Raw genomic sequence first — 16069 nt, 5'->3', positions numbered from 1 at the left:
TTATACAATATGTATGAATTAGAAAATGAATTTGTTTAAAAATATATGACAGAAACTAATCGCATAGAATATAAAAGAGAATTAACTCCTGAGCTTGATTTCGAGAAGGAGGTAGTGTCATTTCTTAATTATAAGGAAGGCGGATACATATATATCGGCATTGATAAGGATGGCTCTACGGTGGGTGTAAGTGATGTGGATGACTGTATGCTGAGATTGAAAGATCGTATTAAACATAATATTTCTCCTTCTGCGATGGGTTTATTTGATATTGCCGAGGAGCAAAAGGATGGGTGTAGTATTGTTAAGGTTACAGTGGCAAGCGGAATAGAGAAGCCGTATTTTAAGACAAAATATGGTATGACTCCGCGAGGTGTTTATATGCGTGTGGGAACATCGGCAGAACCTATGCCTCAAGAGCAGATTGATCGTTTGTTTGCTATGCGAACGCGCAATTCTATTGGACGTATTGTGTCCAATCGGCAGGATTTGAGTTTTGAACAGCTGCGTATTTATTATGATGAACGTGGTAAGAGGCTCAGCGAGAATTTCAAACGGACATTGGAGTTGCTTACTGAAAATGGAAAGTTTAATTATGTAGCTTATCTTTTAGCAGATGAGAATGGTAATTCGATTAAAGTGGCAAAGTATTCAAGTCTTGACCGTTGTGATTTGATAGAGAATAATGAGTACGGATATTGTTCGCTTATTAAAGCGACCAAAAGTGTGTTAGCAAAATTAGATATTGAGAATAAAATTGCCGCTACTATAACGCCTATGGAGCGCATTGAAACCCCACTGTGGAATAAGGTCGCTCTGCGTGAAGCCGTTATCAATGCAATAGTACATAATGATTATTCATTTGAGGTACCACCTAAATTTGAGATATTTCCTGACAGGCTTGAGATAACTTCGGCGGGTCGTTTGCCGGAGTCTCTTTCCAAAGAGGAGTTTTTCAATGGCATATCAATTCCTCGTAATAAGGAGTTGATGAGAATTTATCGTGATTTGGAGTTGGTGGAGTCGTTAGGATCTGGTATTCCTCGTATTCTGAGGGCATACAGTGAAGATTGTTTTAAGTTTACTGATAATTTTATCCGTATAACTTTTCCTATAAGTGACCATGCAAGTGACCATGCAAGTGACCATGCAAGTGACCATGCAAGTGACCATGCAAGTGTACAAGTTAAAAAACTCATTTCTGTACTAGTCGGAGAGAAAGGGCGTTCGGAATTGCAGGAATTGCTGTCAATAAAGAATAGAGATTATTTTAGAACGGATTATTTGCTTCCGGCTATTAAGAATGATTATATAGAGTTGACTATACCAGAAAGACCTAATAGTCAGAACCAAAAATATCGTCTTACTGAAAAAGGTTTAGCATTGAAAAAATCGTTAAAGTGTAACGAGTAAGAATGATTGTTTGAAGAAGTTAGTGTATAAATGAGTAAATAATCGCGTAGTCAGTCTTTCACCTATTCATAGATTATGCTTCCCTTTGGAAAACTATCAAAATTTTTGTATCTTTCGCAAGAAAGTTGATAACGGAAAGTATATATGAATATTTATGTGGATTTTTCTTTAAGGTTGTTCGTGGCAGGTCTGATGGGAGTACTCATCGGTCTGGAGCGGGAATACCGGGCAAAGGAAGCCGGCTACCGGACCCATTTCCTGGTAGCCTTGGGAAGTGCGTTGATGATGATTGTGTCGCAATATGGTTTCATGGATGTGCTGGAGAAAGATTTGGTGCGGTTGGACCCGAGCCGGTTGGCGGCCCAGGTGGTCAGCGGCATCGGCTTTATCGGGGCCGGAACCATCATTCTCTTGCAGAAGCAGGTGATCCGCGGGCTGACTACGGCGGCAGGGGTGTGGGCCACCGCAGGCATCGGACTGGCCATCGGAGCGGGTATGTATCTGATTGGTATTCTGGCCACACTGCTGGCGCTGGCCGGATTGGAGGTACTCAGTTATTGCTTCAAGAGTGTGGGTATGCGGAACATGATTATTGAATTTACGGCGGGAAATCCTGGTGTGCTGAAAGACGTGTCGGCCCGGTTCAGTTCAGGCGGCTTCCAGATTGCTTCGTATGAGATGAACAAGGTGTATGAAGACGGACGGGAAATGTACCGCATCTCGATGGTGATACGGGCCAAACGGGCGAATGAAGAAGGGCTGCTTCTGATGATGCTGCATGATTTTCCTGATATCACGGTGAACCGGATTGTGTGACGTGGAGAAAAGGGGCAGAAAAGGCCATTGAATGTGCGTTCAGTCATATTCAATGGCCTTTTTTTCAGCCAATATAGACGTTGACATGCAGGAATAAGCGGTCTTCTTTTTCGTCGATGTCGAAATCTATTTTGTCTTCGCGTGCCAGCCATCCGATTGCGGCATTCAAATCTCTATCGGACAATCCGGATTCTTTTTTCAGTTTTTCGTATTCCCAATGTGCGTTGTCGGAAAGGAGTTTCCAGACAATCCCGGCGTTTGTTCCAATTTGAGTCTTGTCCATCATAGTTTTTGAATTTAAATTATTTTATTTGTTTACTGTCAGGGCGAAGATATAAATATTTTGTTGTTGAAGCAAGTTTCCGGCTGTCAAATTTATGTACTGTGTGGTATTTTGCGAACATTTTTGGGGCTTTTAGAACAGTGTTACAGAAATATGACAAACCTTTCTGTAGCGGGAAGGCATTTTTATTCTTCATACCGTATCCTATTCCATTTTTTTCTTATAACTTTGCGTCTAAGTAAAAATGAGAATTATGAGAAGACATAAAATAAACTGGAAGGTTCCTAAAGGAGCGGAGTTGACCGAACTGGACAAGAAGGTGCTGTATTATCAGGACAGAGGCCATCTGGTTCCGACTCGCCAGTTAATCAAGACTCCGGAACAGATTGAAGGCATCCGTCGCAGTGGGGTTATCAATACAGGGGTGCTTGACTTGGTGGAAAAAGAAATCCATGCCGGAATGAGTACGGCGGAAATAGACAAGCTGGTGTATGAATACACAAAGGACCACGGGGCTATCCCGGCGTGTCTGGGCTATGAAGGTTTTCCGAAAAGCTGTTGCACGTCAATCAATGAAGTGGTGTGCCACGGTATTCCGAACGAAGAAGAAATCCTGGAAGAAGGCGATATCATCAATGTGGACTGTACGACGATTCTGGACGGGTATTATGCAGATGCTTCCCGTATGTTCATCATTGGGAAAACCACACCTCAGAAAGAGAAACTGGTCCGTGTGGCTAAAGAGTGTCTGGAAATCGGAATGGAGGCGGCCAAACCGTTCAGCTTCGTGGGCGACATCGGCCACGCCATCGAAAAACATGCCAAGAAGAACGGTTTTTCGGTGGTGCGCGACTTGTGCGGTCACGGGGTGGGACTGGAGTTCCACGAGGAGCCGGATGTGGAGCATTTCGGAAAGAAGGGTACGGGCATGCTGCTCGTGCCGGGCATGGTGTTTACCATCGAGCCGATGATCAACATGGGAACCTGGGAAGTGTTTATTGATGAAGAAGACGGCTGGACCGTAGTGACGGAGGATGAACTTCCTTCTGCACAGTGGGAGCATACATTCGTGATGACGGAACAGGGTCTTGAAATATTGACGCATTAATATATTTAAGGTATAAAGACATTTTATGAGTACGATAATATTAGGAATAGAATCTTCTTGTGACGATACTTCGGCTGCGGTAATCAAGGACGGGGTACTGCTTTCCAGCGTGATTGCCAGTCAGGCAGTGCATGAAGCGTATGGAGGCGTGGTTCCTGAACTGGCCTCGCGGGCGCATCAGCAGAACATTGTGCCGGTGGTGCACGAGGCATTGAAACGGGCCGGGGTGACAAAGGAAGAATTGAGCGCGGTGGCTTTTACCCGCGGACCGGGACTGATGGGTTCTTTGCTGGTAGGAGTATCGTTTGCGAAGGGGTTTGCCCGTGCGCTGGGTATCCCGATGGTGGAGGTGAACCATCTGCAGGGACATGTGATGGCGCATTTTATCAAGGAACCGGACGGCGAGAATGTACAGCCGAGCCTGCCTTTCATCTGTCTGCTGGTATCGGGCGGGAATTCACAGATTATCCGTGTGAATGCCTACAACGACATGGAGGTGCTGGGGCAGACCATCGACGATGCGGCAGGAGAAGCCATTGACAAATGTTCCAAGGTGATGGGATTGGGCTATCCCGGCGGACCGATTATTGACAAGCTGGCACGTCAGGGCAATCCGAATGCCTATACTTTCAGCAAACCGCATATCCCGGGCTACAACTACAGCTTCAGCGGCTTGAAGACTTCTTTCCTGTATTCGCTCAAGGAATGGGTAAAGGAAGATCCGGATTTTGTAGAGCATCACAAAACCGACCTGGCTGCTTCGTTGGAGAAGACCATTGTGGACATTCTGATGGACAAGCTGCGTAAGGTGGTGAAGGATACGGGCATCAAGGAAGTGGCCGTGGCAGGTGGTGTTTCGGCCAACAACGGACTCCGCAACGCTTTCCGCGAACATGCCAAGAAGTATGGCTGGAACATCTTCATCCCGAAGTTCGGCTATACCACCGACAATGCGGCCATGATTGCCATTACGGGATACTATAAATTTTTGGACAAGGATTTTTGCACAATAGACAAGCCCGCTTATTCACGGGTAACCATTAAGTAACAATTTAGAAAAAAGAGATTATGTCAGTAGAAACCAAAACACTAAGTAAGGAGATAAGTGAAATCTTCTGGAGAGAAGGTTTTACATTGGCTACCGCTGAAAGCTGTACGGCTGGTAACGTGGCTGCCATTATAACTGCTATCCCAGGTAGTTCTCGTTTCTATAAAGGTGGAATTATCGCCTATTCAAATGAGGTGAAGGTGAATCACCTGCATGTGAATGCAGAAACATTGGAAAAATATGGGGCTGTAAGTGAGGAAACCGTGGTAGAAATGGTGAAAGGTGCCATTGAAGCTTTGGATACGGATTATGCCGTAGCCACATCGGGCATTGCCGGACCTGCGGGAGGCACTCCGGAAAAGCCGGTCGGTACCATCTGGGTGGCTGCCGGTTCGAAAGAAAAGGTGCTCACGGCTATGTTGAGTGAAGACGAAGGTCGCGAGAAAAATATCCAGGCAGCAACGGCCAAAACCCTGCAATTATTGCTGGAATTGTGTCAAAATCAAGAAAATGAGGGGTGAAAGTGCAATTTCTTGGTGAAAGATTTGTTTATGTAAAATAAAATCACTTACTTTGCACTCCGTTTGAGAGAACCATGGAATAAAACTATAAAAACTAGATAGAAATGTCGAAAATTTGTCAAATTACCGGAAAGAAAGCCTTGATAGGCAACAACGTTTCACACTCTAAGAGAAGAACAAAAAGAACTTTTGATGTGAACTTGTTTACTAAGAAATTCTACTATGTAGAACAGGATTGCTGGATTAGCCTGAATATCTGTGCTAACGGCTTGCGAGTTATTAACAAAAAAGGCCTCGATGCAGCGCTGAATGAAGCAGTGGCAAAAGGCTATTGTGATTGGAAAACTATCAAAATTATTGGTTAATTAAAAGGAGAGAAAGACTATGGCTAAGAAAGCTAAAGGAAACAGAGTACAGGTAATCCTTGAATGCACAGAAATGAAGGATAGTGGTATGCCGGGAACTTCTCGTTATATTACAACAAAGAACAGAAAAAATACCACTGAAAGATTGGAACTGAAGAAGTACAATCCTATTTTGAAAAGAGTAACAGTTCATAAAGAAATTAAATAATAACAGACCATGGCAAAGAAAACAGTCGCAACCCTTCAGACAGGTAAAGAAGGCCGTTCTTATACTAAGGTTATCAAAATGGTTAAGTCTCCGAAAACAGGTGCTTACGTTTTTGACGAACAGATGGTTCCTAACGAAAAAGTTCAGGACTTCTTCAAGAAATAATTTAGCGAGTCAAATATAAAATGCTAAATAAAAGTTCCTTTCATTCAAAAGATGGAAGGAACTTTTTTTGTGTGTGAACGAGAATAGTTTTATCTTTGTGTCAGAAACTGATAAATGTGAAGTTGTATGGGATTTTTTAGTTTTTTCTCAAAGGAAAAAAAAGAGACGTTAGACAAAGGATTGTCTAAAACCAAAGAAAGTGTATTCAGCAAGATTGCGCGTGCAGTGGCTGGAAAATCGAAGGTAGACGACGAGGTGTTGGACAATCTGGAGGAAGTGCTCATTACGTCTGATGTAGGAGTGGAAACTACGCTGAATATTATCAAGCGCATAGAAGCCAGGGTATCGAAAGACAAGTATGTGAATACGCAGGAGCTGAATAATATTCTTCGCGAAGAAATCGCCGCATTGCTGATGGAGAACAATTCGGTGGATACGGCAGATTTTGACGTTCCCCAAGGCAAGACACCCTATGTGATTATGGTGGTGGGCGTGAACGGAGTAGGAAAGACTACGACCATCGGAAAGCTGGCTTATCAGTTCAAGAAGGCAGGAAAGAAAGTCTATCTGGGTGCAGCCGATACGTTCCGTGCAGCCGCCGTGGAGCAGCTGGATATCTGGGGCGAACGAGTGGGTGTACCTGTCATCAAACAGAAAATGGGTGCCGATCCAGCTTCAGTGGCTTTCGACACGCTGAGTTCGGCTACGGCCAACCATGCGGATGTTGTAATCATCGATACGGCGGGCCGTCTGCATAATAAAATCGGCTTGATGAACGAGCTGACCAAAATCAAGAATGTGATGAAGAAGGTGGTTCCCGATGCGCCGCATGAGGTGTTGCTGGTGCTCGACGGCTCTACCGGACAGAATGCGTTTGAACAAGCCAAACAGTTTACGCTGGCTACGGAGGTGACGGCGATGGCCATTACCAAACTTGACGGTACCGCCAAGGGAGGCGTGGTAATCGGCATTTCCGACCAGTTCAAGATTCCGGTGAAATACATCGGGCTGGGAGAAGGAATGGAGGACCTGCAGGTATTCCGTCGCCGGGAGTTTGTGGATTCATTGTTTGGCCCAACCACAGAGAAATGAGAAAGAATACAATTGATATTATTACATTAGGGTGCTCAAAGAATCTGGTGGACTCTGAAAAGCTGATGAAGCAGCTGGAGGCCAACGGATATAAAGTGACGCACGACAGTGCCCACCCTCAGGGAGAAATAGCCGTTATCAATACGTGCGGTTTTATTGGCGATGCCAAGGAAGAGTCTATCAACATGATATTGGAGTTCTGTCAGGCCAAGGAAGAAGGCCGGCTGAAGAAACTCTATGTCATGGGCTGTCTTTCGGAACGTTACCTGAAGGACTTGCAGATGGAGATTCCGCAGGTGGACAAGTTTTATGGAAAGTTCAACTGGAACGAACTGCTGGCCGATTTGGGCAAGGCGTATCATTCGGAGTTTTCCATCGAGCGTCATCTGACGACTCCCAAGCATTATGCTTATCTGAAGATTTCGGAAGGCTGCGACCGCAAATGTGCATATTGTGCCATCCCTATCATTACCGGAAAGCATGTGTCTCGTCCGATGGAAGAGATTCTGGACGAGGTACGTCTGCTGGTGTCGGAAGGGGTGAAAGAATTTCAGGTCATTGCGCAGGAACTGACGTATTACGGGGTGGACTTGTACAAGAAACAGATGCTGCCGGAACTGATTGAGCAGATGGCACATATCCCGGGCGTGGAATGGATTCGTTTGCATTATGCTTATCCGGCTCACTTCCCGGAAGATTTGTTCCGTGTGATGCGAGAGAATGACAATGTGTGCAAATACATGGATATTGCCTTGCAGCACATCAGCGACAATATGTTGGAGAAAATGCGCCGTCATGTGACCAAGGAAGAAACGTACCGGCTGATTGAGAAGTTCCGCCAGGAGGTGCCGGGCATTCACTTGCGTACCACGTTGATGGTGGGGCATCCCGGAGAAACGGAACAGGACTTTGAAGAACTGAAGGAGTTCGTGCGCAAGGCCCGCTTTGAACGCATGGGTGCATTTGCTTATTCGGAAGAAGAAGGCACTTATTCGGCCAAGCATTACAAGGATGAGATTCCGCACGAGGTGAAGCAGCAGCGTCTGGACGAGCTGATGGCCTTGCAGCAGGAAATTTCGGCTGAATTGGCGCACCAGAAAATCGGACAGGAATTCAAGGTCATCATCGACCGGAAAGAAGGAGACTATTATATCGGTCGTACGCAGTTTGACTCACCGGAGGTGGATCCGGAGGTCTTGATTGAAGCGGGTGAACACCGCCTGAAGACCGGGACTTTCCATCGGGTGAAAGTGTATGATGCGGACGATTTTGATTTGTATGCAAGAATTGTGAAATAGGATGACAAACAAGGAATTCATAGAGGAACTTTCCCTCCGCCTGAACAGGCCGGGGAAGGAGACGGCTTCTTTGGTCGCTTCGCTTACCGAATGTCTGTCGCAGGCTTTGCAGGATGACAAGACGGTCAGCCTGCAAGGTTTCGGTGTGTTTGAGGTAAAGAAAAAGATGGAGCGTATCTCTGTGAATCCTGTCACCCGGCAGCGTTTTCTGGTACCTCCCAAACTGACGCTGTCTTTCAAACCGAGTACGGTACTAAAGGAGAAGTTTAAAAACGTTTCGCCCGATGAATGAGAAAATAACCTTACAAGAACTTGTGGAATTGTTTGCCCGCAAATGCCAGTGGAATGAGGCAGATGCGGAGGTGTTTGTGAAGGAGTTCCTCGCCTTGATTGAGGAAGCCTTGGCACGCGACAAGTATGTAAAGGTGAAAGGGTTGGGTACGTTTAAACTCATCAATATCGAGGCTCGGAAAAGCGTGGATGTCAACACGGGGGAGGCCATTGAGATCAAGGGGCATACCCGTGTGTCGTTTATTCCGGAAGCGGGATTGCGTGACCAGATTAACAAGCCTTTTGCGCATTTCCAGTCGGTTTTACTCAAGGATGAAGTGCATTTTACGGATCTCCCGGAAGAAGGCGGATTGCCGGATGGAACGGAAGAGGAAGTGGATTCTGATGTGGCGGAGGAAACGGTGGAAACCGTACCGGGTGGTGAAATAACAACCATTGGGCTGGAGTTTCCCCAGGAGGCTATGCAAGAGGAGGGGCCTTTGCCGACGGAGACAGTGTCACACTTGCAGGTGGAGTCCGAGGCTGAGATGGTTTCTTCTTCTCCAGAGCAGAAAGCGGAGGAGTCGTGTCCGGAAATGGTGGCAGATTTGTCGGAGGAAGGGAAAGAAGAGCCGGCGGATGCAGAAACGGTTGTGCAGGAAGGGAAGGCTTCAGGAACCGATGTGACTACCTCGGAAAAGAAAAGCGAGGAGCTGAAGGAAGAAACAACAGCCGAAACAAATCCAGAGACGGACGAAGCTCCGGAAAAATCTGTGACTGAACAGGCTGTGGAGATCGTAGAACCGGTGAAAAGGGAGGATAAGGAACGGCATTTCCCATGGTGCATGATTGCTTCGGTGTTGTTGGTCGGAATCTTTATCGGGGGGCTGATTACCTGGGCGTTGACCTCCGGACGACGGTATGTGCCGGAAGAGTTGGTGGAATATCTGATGCAGCAGAAGTCTGTGCTTGTTGTACCGGATTCGGTACAGATGGTAGATACCTTGACGGGTAAAATGGATTCTTCTCAAATGCGGGTGCAGCATTCGGATACGGTGAGCAAAGAAAAAGTAATGTCCGAGAAACCTGAAAAGGTGGAGAAAACGGAAAAGACGGTTGCACCGGCCAAGCGGGAAACTCTGGCCGACACGGTGGAATACCAGATTACAGGTACACAAGCTTCTTACACGCTCCGTCCGGGAGAAAGCCTGGTGCGGGTGGCCCAAAAGTTCTATGGCAACAAGAAACTGTGGCCCTATCTGGTGAAGCATAACAAATCCATTATCAAGAATCCGGACAACGTGCCGGTGGGGACGACTATTCAGATTCCACAGCTGACTCCTAAAAAATAAAGGAAGGCCTTGTACGTATGCAAACAGGGCCTTTTTAATTTTCTTTAGTTCAATAAGCCTTAAAAGGGGAAAGCCGTCTATATTTTTTTATCAAAATTTATTGTGCCTGTTAATGGAATGCCTTAATTTTGGGGTGTCCTTTTAGGCATAGGTAGAGAAAGGGCTTTTTTTAATGAAAAAAATAGGAACTAAAATAGAAGAAAATTATGGCTGAAGCTATTGACATTCGTGAATTAAACGAACGTATCGAACGCCAGAGCGCATTCGTAACCAACCTGATGGAAGGAATGAATCAGGTAATCGTAGGTCAAAAACACCTCATTGAATCTTTGTTGATCGGGTTGCTTTCCGACGGACATATCCTGCTGGAAGGTGTGCCGGGTTTGGCAAAAACATTGGCCATCAAGACCCTGGCTTCATTGATCGACTCCAAATACAGTCGTGTGCAGTTTACTCCTGATTTGCTGCCGGCCGATATCATCGGTACCATGATTTACAGTCAGAAGGATGAACAGTTCATCGCCAACAAGGGACCTATCTTCGCCAATTTCGTATTGGCCGATGAAATCAACCGTGCTCCGGCGAAAGTACAGAGTGCCTTGCTCGAGGCCATGCAGGAACGTCAGGTGACACTGGGCAAACAGACTTTCGCTTTGCCGAAACCTTTCCTGGTAATGGCTACGCAGAACCCGATTGAACAGGAAGGTACCTATCCGTTGCCGGAAGCTCAGGTGGACCGTTTCATGCTGAAGGTTATCATTGACTACCCGAAGCTGGAAGAGGAAAAGAAAATTGTCCGCCAGAATATTTCGGGCGAACGTGTGGAAGTCCGTCCGATTTTGAAGGCGGAAGATATCATTGCGGCGCGTGAGGTAGTGCGTCAGGTTTACCTGGACGAAAAGATTGAACAATATATTGCCGACATCGTGTTCGCTACCCGTTATCCGGAAAAATACGATTTGAAGGACCTGAAGAGCCTGATTGGCTTTGGCGGTTCTCCGCGTGCGTCTATCAACCTGGCACTGGCTGCCCGCAGCTATGCTTTCATCAAACGCCGTGGGTATGTGATTCCGGAAGATGTGCGTGCCGTGGCACACGACGTGCTCCGTCACCGTATCGGACTGACTTACGAGGCGGAAGCGACCAACGTGACTTCCGACGAAATCGTCAGCAAGATTCTGAACAAGGTGGAAGTGCCCTGATAAGCGGGCGTCTGAAACCGTGGCAGACGGGGAGGAGAGTGTTCCCGTCCGCTTTTATCCGCAGCGGAAAAGCTGCATAGATTATAAACGATTCAACCGTGTTCCTCGGCCGATTCCGCAGGGGCACGGTCAAATACTAAAGGAATGGAGACAAGTGAACTTTTAAAGCGTGTCCGTCAGATTGAAATCAAGACGAGGGGACTTTCGAGCAATATTTTTGCCGGCCAGTATCATTCGGCCTTCAAGGGTCGGGGTATGGCGTTCTCCGAAGTCCGTGAATATCAGTTTGGGGACGACGTGCGCGATATAGACTGGAATGTGACCGCTCGCTTCGACAAACCATTCGTGAAAGTCTTTGAGGAGGAACGTGAACTGACGGTCATGTTGCTGGTGGACGTGTCCAACAGTCTGGATTTCGGTACCATCAAGCAGCTGAAGAAGGATATGGTGACGGAGATTGCCGCCACGCTTGCTTTTTCTGCCATCCAGAACAACGATAAGATTGGCGTGATTTTCTTTTCCGACCGGATTGAGAAATTCATCCCTCCCAAGAAAGGACGCAAGCACATCTTGTATATTATCCGCGAGCTGCTTGATTTCAAGCCCGAAAGCCAGCGGACCAATCTGCAGTGTGCCATCGAGTACCTGACGAATGTGTTGAAGAAACGCTGTACAGCGTTCATCCTCAGCGATTTTATCGACGACCGGGACTTCCAGAATGCGTTGACCATTGCCAACCGGAAGCACGATGTGGTGGCGGTACAGGTGTACGACCGCCGGCTGGAAGAGCTTCCCGATGTGGGCCTGATGCTGGTACGCGATGCGGAAACGGGTCATGAACAGTGGATTGACACTTCTTCCAAGGCGCTGCGGAATGCACACCACGCCTGGTGGAAGGAAAGGCAGCAGAAGCTGAACGAAACCTTCACCCACAGCAATGTGGACTCTGTGTCTGTCCGTACGGACCAGGATTATGTGAAGGTGTTGTTGAATTTATTTGCTAAACGAAACTGACAGTTGACATGAGACATTTCATATTATATTACACGAAAATGATAAAGGCATGTTGCTGCGCGGTACTGATTTTGTGCGGAGTGTCCGGACTGAAAGCCCAGTCGGTAACAGTGGAAGCGACTATCGACTCTCTTCAATTGCTGATTGGCGAGCAGGCCAAAATCAAGTTGCAGGTCAGCATGGATGCCAACCAGAAACTGAGGTTGCCGCAGCTTCGTGACACGCTGGTCAGGGGAGTGGAGATTCTGGATGTGGCCAAACCGGATACCCAGCTGCTTAACGACAACAAGCGCTGGCTGATTTCACAGGAGTATACGGTGACTTCTTTCGACTCGGCACTGTATTACCTGCCGCCGTTCGAAGTGCTGGTCAATGACAAGGCCTACCGTTCCAAGGCGCTGGCCCTGAAGGTGTATTCCATTCCGGTGGATACGTTGCATCCCGACCAGTTCTTTGGTCCGAAAACCATTCAGGAGGTACCTCTCACATGGGACGATCTGGCCCCGTTGGTGTATTCCATCCTGTTGTTCATCGCATTGGGAGTGGTGACCGTCTTCTTTGTCATACGCTATCGCGACAACAAGCCGATTATCAAGATTATCAAGATAGAACCGAAGTTGCCTCCTCATCTGGCTGCCATGAAGAAGATTGAGACCATCAAGGCCGACAAGGCTGCCAAACGGGAGGACCCGAAAGCATATTACACGGAACTGACCGATGTGATTCGTGTATATATAAAGGAGCGTTTCGGCTTCAATGCCATGGAGATGACTTCTTCGGAAATCATTGAACGCTTGCTGGAGGAAAAGGACAAGGATTCTATCCGCGACCTGAAGGCGATGTTTGAAACGGCCGACCTGGTGAAGTTTGCCAAATATGCGCCGCTGATGAACGAGAACGACATGAACCTGGTGAATGCCGTGGATTTCATCAACCAGACCAAGATAGAGGAAGATCCGAACGCCAAGAAGGAGCCTACGGAAATCAAGGTGGAGGAAAAACGTTCCAAACAGGGACGGATTGTACTGCTCTGCAGCATTGCCATCACGGGTGTTGCCGCACTGATTGCCTTGTATCTGTCTGTGAGTCACCTCATCGACCTCTTTTTTTAATTTTAAAATGAGTTGAGACTATGATTTTTGCGAATATAGAATATCTGTTCCTGCTGTTGCTGCTGATTCCGTATATCGTGTGGTACGTGATGCGCCGCAAGAAAACGGAACCGACCATGCAGGTATCTACCACACGGATGTACATGCAGGCTCCGCGCAGTTGGAAGGTGTATTTGCTGCATGCACCGTTCGTGCTCCGTATCTTGACGTTTGTGATGATTGTGCTGGTGCTGGCACGCCCGCAGACTACGGATAACTGGCAGAACACGGAAATTGAAGGTATCGATATCATGCTGGCGGTCGACGTATCGACCAGTATGCTGGCAGAGGACTTGAAGCCGAACCGTATCGAGGCGGCCAAGCAGGTGGCGGCAGAGTTCATCAACGGACGTCCGAACGACAACATCGGTCTGACTGTCTTTGCGGGAGAGGCTTTCACGCAGTGTCCGCTGACGGTCGACCACGGGGTGTTGCTGAACTTGTTCCAGAGTGTGGGCTGCGACATGGTGCAGCGCGGAATGATTGAAGACGGTACGGCACTGGGTATGGGACTGGCCAACGCGGTGAGCCGTCTGAAAGACAGCAAGGCCAAGTCGAAGGTGATTATCCTGCTGACGGATGGCGTGAACAACCGGGGAGACATCTCTCCGCTGACGGCGGCCGAGATTGCCAAGCAGTTTGGTATCCGCGTGTACACCATCGGTGTAGGAACCAATGGAACGGCACCTTATCCGATGCAGACATACGCGGGTGTGCAGTATGTGCAGATGCCGGTGGAAATCGACGAACAGACCATGAGTCAGATTGCGGGTACTACCAACGGAAACTATTTCCGGGCTACCAGCAATACCAAGCTGAAAGAAGTATACCGCGAGATTGACAAACTGGAGAAGACGAAACTGAACGTGAAGGAATTCAGCAAGCGCGAAGAGGCTTATCAGGTGTTTGCCCTGATTGCGTTCCTGAGCATCCTGCTTGAAATCCTGTTGCGGAATACAGTATTAAAGAAAATACCTTAAAAGAAGAAGCCATGTTTCGATTTGGAGAACCTCAATATTTATATTTACTGATTGTGCTGCCCTTGCTGGCTGTGTTCTATTTTTATACGAACTACCGCCGCCGCAAGCGCTTGCGCGAATACGGTAGTCCGGAACTGCTGGCACACTTGATGCCGGATGTGTCCAAATACCGTCCCGATGTCAAGTTCTGGCTGACTTTTGCCGCGCTGGCCATGGTGATTTTCATGCTGGCCCGTCCGCAGTTCGGTTCCAAGATGGAGACAGTGAAACGGCAAGGTGTGGAAACCGTGGTGGCGCTGGATATTTCCAACTCCATGTTGGCACAGGATGTCACTCCCAGCCGTCTGGAGAAGTCGAAGAAACTGATTTCCCGCCTGGTGGAAACGTTCAACAACGACAAGGTGGCCATGATTGTGTTTGCAGGTCAGGCCTTTACACAGCTTCCGATTACGAGCGACTATGTATCGGCCAAGATGTTCCTGGAAACCATCTCTCCGTCGTTGATTACCACGCAGGGTACGGATATCGGCGGGGCTATCGACCTGGCCATGAAAAGTTTCACGCCGAATGAAGGCGTAGGAAGAGCCATCGTGCTGATTACGGATGGAGAAAACCACGAAGGGGGAGCGATAGAAGCCGCACAGGCAGCCGCCAAGAAAGGGATACGGGTGTTTGTGCTGGGGGTCGGTTCGCCCGACGGTTCACCCATTCCGATGGAAGGTAGCAACGAGTTCCGCCGCGACAAGGACGGCAATGTGATTGTGACCCGTCTGAACGAACAGATGTGTCAGGAAATTGCCAAGGCGGGAAACGGCATTTATGTGCGGGTGGACAACACCAACAATGCGGAGAGAGCCTTGAACGCGGAAATCAACAAACTGGCAAAGGCGGACGTGGAGACGCAGGTCTTTACGGAATTCGACGAGCAGTTCCAGGTACTGGCCTGGCTGGCCATCTTGTTGCTGGCTGCCGACCTGATGATTCTGAACCGCAAGAATCCGCTTTTCAGGAATGTGAAACTCTTTAAATGAAATTGGAGATGAAAGTGAAAGGATATATGCTGTGTATGTGCCTGGCCATGACTGCTGTGGCGGGTTACGCACAGAAAACAGACCGTGATTATCTGCGGAGCGGCAACAAACTCTACAAGGACAGTTTGTTTGTCAAGGCAGAAGTGGACTACCGGAAGGCACTGGAACTGAATCCCAAGTCGGCCGATGCCATGTACAACCTGGGTAATGCGTTGCTGATGCAGCAGAAGGGGAAGGAGGCCATGGAACAGTTTACCGCTGCTTCAAAGATTGAAAAGGACAAGATGAAGCTGGCGCAGATTTACCATAACATGGGCGTTATCCTGCAGTCGTCCAAACAGTTGCCGCAGTGTATCGAAGCCTATAAGGAATCCCTGCGCAATAATCCGAAGGACAATGAAACCCGCTACAATCTGGCACTGGCGCAGAAGCAGCTGAAAGACCAGCAGCAGAACCAGCAGAATCAGGACCAGAAACAGAACAAGCAGGACCAGAAGCAGGACGACAAACAGCAGAACAAGGACCAGCAGGAACAGAACAAGAAGGACCAGCAGAATCCGCAGCAACCGCAGCAGAATCAGAACCAGATGTCGAAAGAGAATGCCGAACAGTTGCTTAACGCTGCCATGCAGGACGAAAAGAACGTGCAGGACAAGGTGAAGAAGCAGATTCAGGTGCAGGGCCGTAAACTGGAAAAGGACTGGTAAACCAGCAAAGATGAAGAACAAACGAATAATTATAAATCAAAGAAT

General features: G+C 47.8%; 19 protein-coding genes. 18 read left to right on the top strand and 1 reads right to left on the bottom strand.

Translation table 11 applies throughout. The annotated features are described in order from the left end of the window. The first annotated feature begins 45 nt into the window (after positions 1-45). On the top strand, positions 46-1413 hold the full coding sequence (locus OIM59_RS07830; RefSeq protein ID WP_303896036.1) for a Fic family protein: 1368 nt from the start codon (positions 46-48) through the stop codon (positions 1411-1413). A 144-nt stretch (positions 1414-1557) separates the two neighbouring features. After that, positions 1558-2229 (top strand): MgtC/SapB family protein, encoded by a 672-nt coding sequence (locus OIM59_RS07825; protein ID WP_303896034.1) that lies wholly within the window; start codon positions 1558-1560, stop codon positions 2227-2229. Positions 2230-2293: 64 nt separating this feature from the next. On the opposite strand, the gene OIM59_RS07820 is transcribed toward OIM59_RS07825, so the two are convergent. Continuing rightward, positions 2294-2512, bottom strand: coding sequence for a winged helix-turn-helix domain-containing protein (locus OIM59_RS07820; protein ID WP_072543973.1), 219 nt, complete (start codon positions 2510-2512; stop codon positions 2294-2296). 253 nt (positions 2513-2765) lie between these two features. Between OIM59_RS07820 and map the strand changes: the two genes are divergently transcribed. The 16 genes from map to OIM59_RS07740 all read left to right on the top strand — a co-directional run bounded on the left by map (position 2766) and on the right by OIM59_RS07740 (position 16024). Continuing rightward, on the top strand, positions 2766-3620 hold the full coding sequence (map, locus tag OIM59_RS07815) for a type I methionyl aminopeptidase (RefSeq protein ID WP_072543972.1): 855 nt from the start codon (positions 2766-2768) through the stop codon (positions 3618-3620). A gap of 25 nt (positions 3621-3645) precedes the next feature. Next, positions 3646-4668 carry a tRNA (adenosine(37)-N6)-threonylcarbamoyltransferase complex transferase subunit TsaD gene (tsaD, locus tag OIM59_RS07810; protein WP_072542647.1) on the top strand — a complete coding sequence of 341 codons (1023 nt, stop codon included), beginning with the start codon at positions 3646-3648 and terminating at the stop codon, positions 4666-4668. A gap of 20 nt (positions 4669-4688) precedes the next feature. Then, the gene (locus OIM59_RS07805; protein ID WP_299172214.1) at positions 4689-5189 is read left to right on the top strand and encodes a CinA family protein; all 501 of its coding nucleotides are present in this window, start codon (positions 4689-4691) and stop codon (positions 5187-5189) included. A 104-nt stretch (positions 5190-5293) separates the two neighbouring features. Beyond that, positions 5294-5554: a 50S ribosomal protein L28 gene (gene rpmB, locus OIM59_RS07800; protein WP_007558239.1), complete on the top strand. Its 261-nt coding sequence runs from the start codon at positions 5294-5296 to the stop codon at positions 5552-5554. 19 nt (positions 5555-5573) lie between these two features. Continuing rightward, on the top strand, positions 5574-5762 hold the full coding sequence (gene rpmG, locus OIM59_RS07795; RefSeq protein ID WP_005841291.1) for a 50S ribosomal protein L33: 189 nt from the start codon (positions 5574-5576) through the stop codon (positions 5760-5762). 9 nt (positions 5763-5771) lie between these two features. After that, positions 5772-5927 carry a DUF4295 domain-containing protein gene (locus tag OIM59_RS07790; RefSeq protein WP_007558249.1) on the top strand — a complete coding sequence of 52 codons (156 nt, stop codon included), beginning with the start codon at positions 5772-5774 and terminating at the stop codon, positions 5925-5927. Between the two features lie 126 nt (positions 5928-6053). Continuing rightward, positions 6054-7019, top strand: a complete 966-nt coding sequence (ftsY, locus tag OIM59_RS07785) for a signal recognition particle-docking protein FtsY (RefSeq protein WP_299172099.1) — start codon at positions 6054-6056, stop codon at positions 7017-7019. Beyond that, positions 7016-8317, top strand: a complete 1302-nt coding sequence (gene rimO, locus OIM59_RS07780) for a 30S ribosomal protein S12 methylthiotransferase RimO (RefSeq protein WP_072542644.1) — start codon at positions 7016-7018, stop codon at positions 8315-8317. The genes ftsY and rimO overlap by 4 nt, the downstream gene beginning before the upstream one ends. 1 nt (position 8318) lies before the next feature. Further along, a complete protein-coding gene (locus OIM59_RS07775) occupies positions 8319-8609 on the top strand; it encodes an HU family DNA-binding protein (protein WP_299172094.1) in 291 nt (96 codons plus the stop codon). Next, positions 8602-9939, top strand: coding sequence for an HU family DNA-binding protein (locus OIM59_RS07770; RefSeq protein ID WP_303896030.1), 1338 nt, complete (start codon positions 8602-8604; stop codon positions 9937-9939). Before OIM59_RS07775 ends, OIM59_RS07770 begins: the two co-directional genes overlap by 8 nt. Positions 9940-10145: 206 nt before the next feature. Then, complete coding sequence (locus OIM59_RS07765; protein WP_072542641.1) at positions 10146-11141, top strand: MoxR family ATPase; 996 nt, start codon at positions 10146-10148, stop codon at positions 11139-11141. A 144-nt stretch (positions 11142-11285) separates the two neighbouring features. Then, positions 11286-12155, top strand: a complete 870-nt coding sequence (locus OIM59_RS07760) for a DUF58 domain-containing protein (RefSeq protein WP_299172089.1) — start codon at positions 11286-11288, stop codon at positions 12153-12155. Positions 12156-12193: 38 nt separating this feature from the next. Further along, on the top strand, positions 12194-13267 hold the full coding sequence (locus OIM59_RS07755) for a hypothetical protein (RefSeq protein ID WP_303896029.1): 1074 nt from the start codon (positions 12194-12196) through the stop codon (positions 13265-13267). A 20-nt stretch (positions 13268-13287) separates the two neighbouring features. Further along, positions 13288-14286, top strand: a complete 999-nt coding sequence (locus OIM59_RS07750) for a VWA domain-containing protein (protein ID WP_072542639.1) — start codon at positions 13288-13290, stop codon at positions 14284-14286. Between the two features lie 11 nt (positions 14287-14297). Further along, positions 14298-15317 carry a VWA domain-containing protein gene (locus OIM59_RS07745; RefSeq protein ID WP_299172083.1) on the top strand — a complete coding sequence of 340 codons (1020 nt, stop codon included), beginning with the start codon at positions 14298-14300 and terminating at the stop codon, positions 15315-15317. Positions 15318-15325: 8 nt separating this feature from the next. Further along, complete coding sequence (locus tag OIM59_RS07740; protein ID WP_299172081.1) at positions 15326-16024, top strand: tetratricopeptide repeat protein; 699 nt, start codon at positions 15326-15328, stop codon at positions 16022-16024. Positions 16025-16069: the final 45 nt, after the last annotated feature.

Origin of the sequence: Bacteroides mediterraneensis (genome assembly GCF_025993685.1) — a bacterium.
In the GTDB taxonomy this organism is placed as follows: Bacteria; Bacteroidota; Bacteroidia; order Bacteroidales; family Bacteroidaceae; genus Phocaeicola; species Phocaeicola mediterraneensis_A.
This window is presented reverse-complemented; position numbering and strand designations above follow the sequence as displayed.